Raw genomic sequence first — 6,876 nt, 5'->3', positions numbered from 1 at the left:
CGACTATGGAGGACTCTGCTACAGGCGCTGAGGGGAGAGGATGAAGATCAGAAGGGCGAACGTCTTGGCGACTTTACGACCACAGTGCGGGTCATCCCCACCTCCTTGCTGGCCATCGCCATCGGTGCCCTTGGGGCAGTTGTCGCCCTCGTCTTATTGCGCCTCATTGGCTTGTTTACCAATCTCTTCTTTTATCAGCGCTTCGATACCTCCCTGGTTTCGCCGGCAGGGAACCATCTCGGCCCTTTTGAGGTGCTGGTGCCGATCATTGGAGCTTTGATCATCGGCCTGATGGCGCGCTACGGTTCGGAGCGTATCCGTGGACACGGCATCCCTGAAGCTATTGAGGCGATTCTGATCAATGGTAGCCGCGTGCAACCGCGCGTTGCTTTTCTCAAGCCGCTCTCCTCGGCCATCTCGATCGGCTCTGGCGGTCCCTTTGGGGCAGAGGGTCCGATTATTATGACCGGAGGAGCGTTTGGCTCGATGATCGCTCAATTCTTCCATCTGAGCAGCGCTGAACGCAAGACGCTGCTCGTTGCTGGGGCGGCAGCAGGCATGTCGGCCACGTTCGCCTCACCTGTGGCGGCGGTGCTGCTTGCCGTAGAGCTGCTCCTCTTCGAGTGGAAGCCGCGTAGCATGATCCCCGTCGCGTTGGCCAGCGCGACAGCCGCCGTGCTGCGACGCTACCTGATCGGTATGGGACCGCTCTTTCCGGTGCCTCCCCACCCAGCGTTCATTGGTCCCCGAGCGATGCTCTGCTGCCTGGCTGTTGGTCTGCTTGCTGGTATCCTCTCGGCCTTGTTAACAAGCGCAGTCTATGCCTCAGAAGATGCCTTCCGTGCGTTGCCCATCCATTGGATGTGGTGGCCGGCCATCGGAGGTCTGGCCATCGGCCTGGGCGGGCTGATCTTTCCCCAGGCTCTGGGGGTAGGCTACGCTACCATCAGCGCTCTTTTGCAGGGCAATGTTCCCCTCACGATCATTGTGGGCGTCTTGTTGGTTAAGTCTACCATCTGGGCGATCTCGCTCGGCTCCGGTACCTCAGGCGGCGTGCTGGCTCCCCTTCTTCTGATGGGCGGCGCTCTAGGCGGACTGTTGACCCCTTTGCTTCCTGCTGAGGGACGCGGGTTTTGGCCTCTGGTAAGCATGGGGGCTATTCTCGGCGGAACAATGCGCTCTCCATTCACCGGCATTGTTTTTATGCTGGAATTGACCCACGATGTCAACGCTTTGCTCCCCCTTTTGATCGCCGTGACCTCAGCTCACGCCTTCACGGTTCTGGTGATGCGGCGCTCGATCTTGACGGAGAAGGTCAGCCGGCGCGGCTACCATCTGACTCGCGAGTACTCTATTGATCCATTGGAGATCATCTTTATCCGCGAGGTGATGCGCACCAGCATCGTGGCACTGCCCGCTTCGCTGCCGCAAAAGGAGCTGCTGCAATCGCTGCGGCGCGTCTCCCATCAGCACGGTCAGCGCCTTTATCCTTTGATCGACGAGCAAGAGCGCCTCGTTGGAGTGTTGACGCGCCGCGATCTGGAGCTGCTTTCCCGCGAGCACAAGGAGAGCGCCGAGCAACAGAATGGGCGTTTGCTTGTTGAGTCGATCCGCCGCCAGCCAGTGGTTTGCTATCCCGATGAGCCGCTTCGCTCCGTGGTCTATCGCATGGCTGAGACCGGGCTGACGCGTCTGCCGGTGGTGGAGCCTGCGACCGGACGCCTGGTTGGACTGGTCTCGCTGAGCGATCTCCTTAAGGCGCGCGTGCGTACCTTGATCGAGGAGCGAAGTCGCGAGCGCGTTCTGCGCATTCGCCTTCTCTTCCCTCTCGGGGCCCGCTTACAGGCTCTGCGTCTGCGCGACGAGCATCTCTCTGCACCTGATAGCGAGCACGGTGAGGGTCAGCAGACACGTCGCTGAACCCAAAAGCCCCGCTCGGTTTACACAAAAAGTGTACGAATAACGCCACCCCAGGCCAGGCGTCATCAACGAGATGGCTCCTTTTGTGGCTGGATCATAGCGCCCTGTCGCGCAAGGCTTATGATCCAGCCACAGCTACACTGGCCTGGTTGGAGCAAGGGACTGGGCGAGCAGCTATGCAAGACGGCGGAGAGATCGGGTCAGCATTTCTGCCCTTGCCGCTTCGCTAGAGTGAGCCTGTATTGCGCATGAGGCCACCGTCGATGACAAAGGTCGAGCCTGTGACATAGGCAGCCGCATCGGAGGCCAGGTAAACAGCCAGAGCGGCGACCTCCTCAGGCTGGCCCATGCGATGCAGCGGGATCTCCTCTAGCAGCGCTTGGTATTTCTGAGGATCGGCTTTGACATCAGCGTCGATCGGCGTATCGATAGCACCAGGGGCAATGTTGTTAACTGTAATCTGATAGGGGGCCAGCTCTAGACAGATGGTACGCATCAACATGCGCAGGCCACCTTTAGCACAGCAATAGGGTACATTGAGAGGCATAGGTAGATCCTCGTGAACAGAGGAAACATTGATAATGCGCCCCGCTGTTCCTTGCTTGATCATCTGGCGAGCCGCTGCCTGGGCGCAAAAAAAGGGGCCTTTGAGATCCACCGCCAGCACGTGATCGAACTCTTCCTCAGTCACCTCGACAAACGGATGATGGATCTCCATACCGGCGTTGTTGACCAGGATATCAAGGCGACCGTAATGCTCGACTGTTCGCTCTACAAGCGCTATGGCCTGCTGGTACTGGGCTATATCAGCCTGCAGCACAAGGACCTGTCCTTCTCCTTGTTCAATAAGCTGCTGCACCTCCCTCGCCTTCTCCGCAGCATGAGCATAGCTAATGGTCACTCGCGCCCCTTCGCTGGCGAAGCGCAGGGCCATAGCTCGTCCGATCCCGCTGTCACCCCCGGTGATCAGAGCGACCTTGTTGGCAAGCTGCATCTTCGGTTCCTCCTCCGCCTGAGCGGTTGATTGACGACTCCTGTTTTGGCTAACCAGCCACGCCAGACGCGTGCTCATAGAAAAACACGAGGCAGGCGGTCCTCTTGCTCCATCTCCCCTTGTCGCAGTTTCCTTCCGCATAGCCGGTGATAACAGGCTATGGTAGAGTCACGACGGCTCCCACTGACACGTGGAATCTTCGTGACAGTGGCAAGCCAGTATAGTAACTAGCGAGCATTGCCAGAGAGGCCACCGGCTCAGCAGACGAAAGAAGAGAGTCAGAGCAGAGCCTTTGAGGCGTCCCTAATAGGCAAGAGCACAAGAGCAAGGGAGGAAGAGAAAGCAGATATGGCAGAGAGCAATGTGATTGTCGGCGTTTTTGAAGATCCCCGCCAGGCGAGGCAGGCCTATGAGACCCTGCGCGCAGCAGGCTTTGGAGCTGACTATCTAGGTTTGGCCAATCCGCAGGAGATGCGCCGACCTCGCCTGGACCTGGCCTATCTCACGGAGGCTGGCGTGCCCGAGGAAGAGGCCCACTTTTATGAACAAGAATTTCGGGCAGGACACGCCCTTGTTACAGTGCGCGTCGCCGGTCTGCCTCCAGCTAGCGCCCAGAAGGCGGCGGAGCTGCTGCAAGGCTATGGGGCCTATGACGCCCACTCAGGGCCTGACCGGCGTGGACCATATGCTCCCAACATTCGTACAGAAGAGCCTTCACCTTTCTTTGATCTGACGTATCCTGAAGACTTGGCCTCATCATCCGGCGACCAATCCTTGCCCAACACCGAGGGAGAAAAGTCTGAGTAGCACCTGAGCAGCGTAGAAATGCGGCATCGCGCTTGCCTACGGGATGGAGAGGGCAGAAGCAGGCTGGCCGCTCGCCTCAACAGGGTTGTGTGCTTGTCTTCAACTGCCAAGCGCCGCCAACCCTCACTGGCTGCCGGGTGTGGCGACAGGTAGCCACACGCTAAAGGTGCTTCCTTCGCCAGGCACACTCTCGGCCCCGATGCGTCCGCCGAACTGCTCAACCAGCGTCTGGGCGATAGCCAGGCCAAGGCCTGTGCCTGGGCGCTGGCGAGCCCGGTCGGCTCGATAGAAGCGTTCGAAAATGTGAGGGAGGTCAGCGGGATCGATGCCGATCCCCGTATCACTGACGCGTAGCAGGGCTTCATTGCCAATGCGCTCCAGAGAAACGACTACCCGTCCTGGCTGCTGTTCACTTTCAGCCGGGGTATATTTCAGGGCATTATCAAGCAAAATGAGCATCAGACGTCTTAATTGCTCTTCCTCACCACGTACACGTACTGGCTCAATATGTCCGATCTCAAGTTTAAGAGGTGAATCCTCGGCTTGGAGACGAAGACGTAGCTGACGGATGAGATGCAGGACCACTCGATCTAGCTCAACGACTGGCGGAAGAGCGCGTCGGCCATTGCTGCCTGCGGCGATCTCCTCCTCGGCATTCCGGCGAGCGAAACTTGCATCGGCCCGTGCCAGTAGCAGGAGGTCATCGACCAGACGAGCAAGGCGCAGAGTTTCACTATGGGCATCGCAGAGCATCGTTCGTCGTTCCTCGGGCGGCAACTCATCGATATGGCGCTGGAGAAAGGCCAGGTTGCCCTGAATGGTGGTGAGCGGGGCGCGCAGCTCGTGTGAGGCATCAGCGATGAAGCGGCGCTGAGCACGAACAGCGTGTTCCAGGTCGCTGAGCATAGCGTTGAAAGAATCGATCACCAGCCCGATTTCGTCGTGACGACGCGGGCGTGGAACGCGCAGGCTCAGATCACCAATGCGGGTACCGCGGGCTGTGGCTTCTTTGATAGCGCGCGCTGTTGCTACGACGTCTTCTAGCGGGCGCAGGATGTGACTGACAATGAACCAGCCACCTGCCAGGGCCCCGATGAGAATAACAGCACTGGCAACCACAAGCAGTGTCTTGAGCAGGAGCAGAATATTGTCGACGTCGTTAAAGGATTTCGCCACCAGCAGCAGACCGACGAGCGGACCCTGACAGGCGGGAACTGCTGTGGCGCTGACCTCAGCCGGCAGTGTGTTTGCTGTTTTGGGCTGGCAGATCGGGAGTACACCGACGTAGAGGCGGTCGCCATTGACTTCAGTGGTATACCAGGCCTCCTGGCGACGCAGAGCGGCATTCCAAGCCGCACCATTCCGCGGTAACATACTGAGCTGGCTGCCATTCGAGGAGTACACTACCTGACCATCAGGGGTCAAGAGGGCAAATACAATCGGGGTACGATAGAGATCAATATCATGCAGATCAGGATTAAGAGGCAAATAGGGCGGGTTGGGCTGGAGCTGTCGCTCGACGTCGAGCAAGGCGGCGTGGCCAACGACGCGGGTATTAGTGATCACGCTCTGGTTGAGTGCATTACTTGCCAGGAGGAAAATCAAGGTGCCAAAGGCCACGAGCGTGATCGTTAGCAGTAGGCCATACCAGAAGACCAGGCGCAGGCGCAGCGTGTGAGGCATTGCCCGCAAGCGGGCAGTCGCCCGAGCAGCACCAATTTCACCCATACATCTTTTCCATTTCCTCGTAGTCCAATGGCTGCGGCGGAGATTCGGGCCATCGCTTCTCTTCCCCTATGCAGGTGAGGGCGCCTCACAGCTGCAAGCCCTAACCAGAGTTGCTGCTGAGTCAGAGCCTGCTTCTCTATCCGCTGCTCCCGCCAGGGGAGGCAAGCCGTGAGCCAGAGACACTTACTCCTTGAGTACATAGCCGATGCCACGCACCGTGTGGATCAGTCGCGGTTCGCCGCCAGCCTCCAATTTCGAGCGTAGGTAGCCGATATAGACTTCCAGCACGTTTGAAGAACCTTCAAAATCGAGCCCCCAGACCCGTTCCATGATGAGGTCGCGGGTGAGCACTTGCCGGGGACGGCGTAGGAAGAGTGCCAGTAGCTCATATTCAGTGGGAGACAGCTCGATCTCGCGTTGCCCGCGGTAGGCGAGCCGGGTGCCCGTATCGAGGGTCAGGTCGGCATAGCGCAGCACTTCACTACGCTCGATCTGACTACGACGTAAGAGAGCCATCACACGTGCCAATAGCTCTTCGGGAGCAAAGGGCTTGACTAGATAATCATCCGCCCCCATCTCAAAGCCCTTCACCCGATCAGGAACGGCATCTCGAGCGGTCAGCATTAATACAGGCATGGTATCACCGGCCGCGCGCAGGCGACGGACTACTTCTAGCCCATCGATACCGGGGAGCATAATATCGAGGATCATCAGATCAGGTGGGTGCTCCAGGCTACGCATGAGGGCCTCATCGCCAGTAGCAGCTATGGCCACGCTGTAGCCTTCGTAGGCTAGAATCCTGCGCAGGAGATTGGTAATACGTGGATCATCGTCAACAACCAGAATATGCGCCTTCATAAACCTCTCTCCGAGTGACTGGTGTGCCGCCCTGGCTCGCAATGGCTGGTCGACTAACCAGTCACTGTACCAAGCCAGCGCCTTACCAGGATCTACTGAGTTATCGAGAGGGAGAGAGGGAGAACCCAACGAGCTGACAGTGAGCGCACCCTTCTGCCTCTTTCCCCAGACTCAGTATGCCAGTCTCCAATGAATGAATCCTGAGAATAAGCTGAGAGAGAGCTGAGAGTGCCTGGCTTTTTATTATAGCGCAGATCCAGTGCGAGGGGGAGCAGGGAAAGCAACCGCCAAGGTGAAGCAGATCCTGATTTGTCGGCCAAGGGGCCGTAGGTTACGAAGGCGGGCCAACGCAGAGTAAGGTCAGACGGATTGGCCAGATGAAAAATCTCGCCTCAAAGGGGCAGTCGGACCGGTCGGCTCTCGTCGGTTAGTTAGTAAGAGAGTAGTCACGGAAGAATTCAGGCTAGGATTTCAGTACAGTAAAGACGGATGCCAGCAGTCCTAGCAGACATATAAATAAAAGCATAGCAGAGGAGAACGCAGTAATAGACTCGTTCGATATGCATTAC

The 6,876-nt window shown here is 58.1% G+C and carries 5 protein-coding genes; 2 read left to right on the top strand and 3 right to left on the bottom strand.

The window, feature by feature from the left end; translation table 11 throughout:
- Positions 1-84: 84 nt before the first annotated feature.
- The gene (locus IRZ24_RS14840) at positions 85-1,920 is read left to right on the top strand and encodes a chloride channel protein (protein ID WP_366914310.1); all 1,836 of its coding nucleotides are present in this window, start codon (positions 85-87) and stop codon (positions 1,918-1,920) included.
- 226 nt (positions 1,921-2,146) lie between these two features.
- Here the strand turns inward: IRZ24_RS14840 and IRZ24_RS14835 are convergent, their stop codons facing one another.
- Positions 2,147-2,914: an SDR family oxidoreductase gene (locus IRZ24_RS14835; RefSeq protein ID WP_297165581.1), complete on the bottom strand. Its 768-nt coding sequence runs from the start codon at positions 2,912-2,914 to the stop codon at positions 2,147-2,149.
- 348 nt (positions 2,915-3,262) lie between these two features.
- On the opposite strand from IRZ24_RS14835, the gene IRZ24_RS14830 reads away from it, so the two are divergent.
- Positions 3,263-3,721: a hypothetical protein gene (locus tag IRZ24_RS14830; RefSeq protein ID WP_297165579.1), complete on the top strand. Its 459-nt coding sequence runs from the start codon at positions 3,263-3,265 to the stop codon at positions 3,719-3,721.
- A 123-nt stretch (positions 3,722-3,844) separates the two neighbouring features.
- Here the strand turns inward: IRZ24_RS14830 and IRZ24_RS14825 are convergent, their stop codons facing one another.
- Both IRZ24_RS14825 and IRZ24_RS14820 read right to left on the bottom strand, forming a co-directional pair.
- Positions 3,845-5,449, bottom strand: a complete 1,605-nt coding sequence (locus IRZ24_RS14825) for a HAMP domain-containing sensor histidine kinase (RefSeq protein WP_297165577.1) — start codon at positions 5,447-5,449, stop codon at positions 3,845-3,847.
- 183 nt (positions 5,450-5,632) lie between these two features.
- Positions 5,633-6,307, bottom strand: coding sequence for a response regulator transcription factor (locus IRZ24_RS14820; RefSeq protein WP_297165575.1), 675 nt, complete (start codon positions 6,305-6,307; stop codon positions 5,633-5,635).
- Positions 6,308-6,876 lie beyond the last annotated feature (569 nt).

This window comes from Thermogemmatispora sp., assembly GCF_019683755.1.
Taxonomy (GTDB): Bacteria; Chloroflexota; Ktedonobacteria; order Ktedonobacterales; family Ktedonobacteraceae; genus Thermogemmatispora.
The sequence above is the reverse complement of the archived record's forward strand: the minus strand, read 5'-3'. Positions and strand labels throughout refer to the sequence as shown.

Bases quoted from the DNA above. Each gene is read 5' to 3' on its own strand.
- IRZ24_RS14835 (WP_297165581.1), bottom strand. From the start codon at position 2,914: ATGCAGCTTGCCAACAAGGTCGCTCTGATCACCGGGGGTGACAGCGGG.
- IRZ24_RS14830 (WP_297165579.1), top strand. From the start codon at position 3,263: ATGGCAGAGAGCAATGTGATTGTCGGCGTTTTTGAAGATCCCCGCCAG.
- IRZ24_RS14825 (WP_297165577.1), bottom strand. From the start codon at position 5,449: ATGGGTGAAATTGGTGCTGCTCGGGCGACTGCCCGCTTGCGGGCAATG.
- IRZ24_RS14820 (WP_297165575.1), bottom strand. From the start codon at position 6,307: ATGAAGGCGCATATTCTGGTTGTTGACGATGATCCACGTATTACCAAT.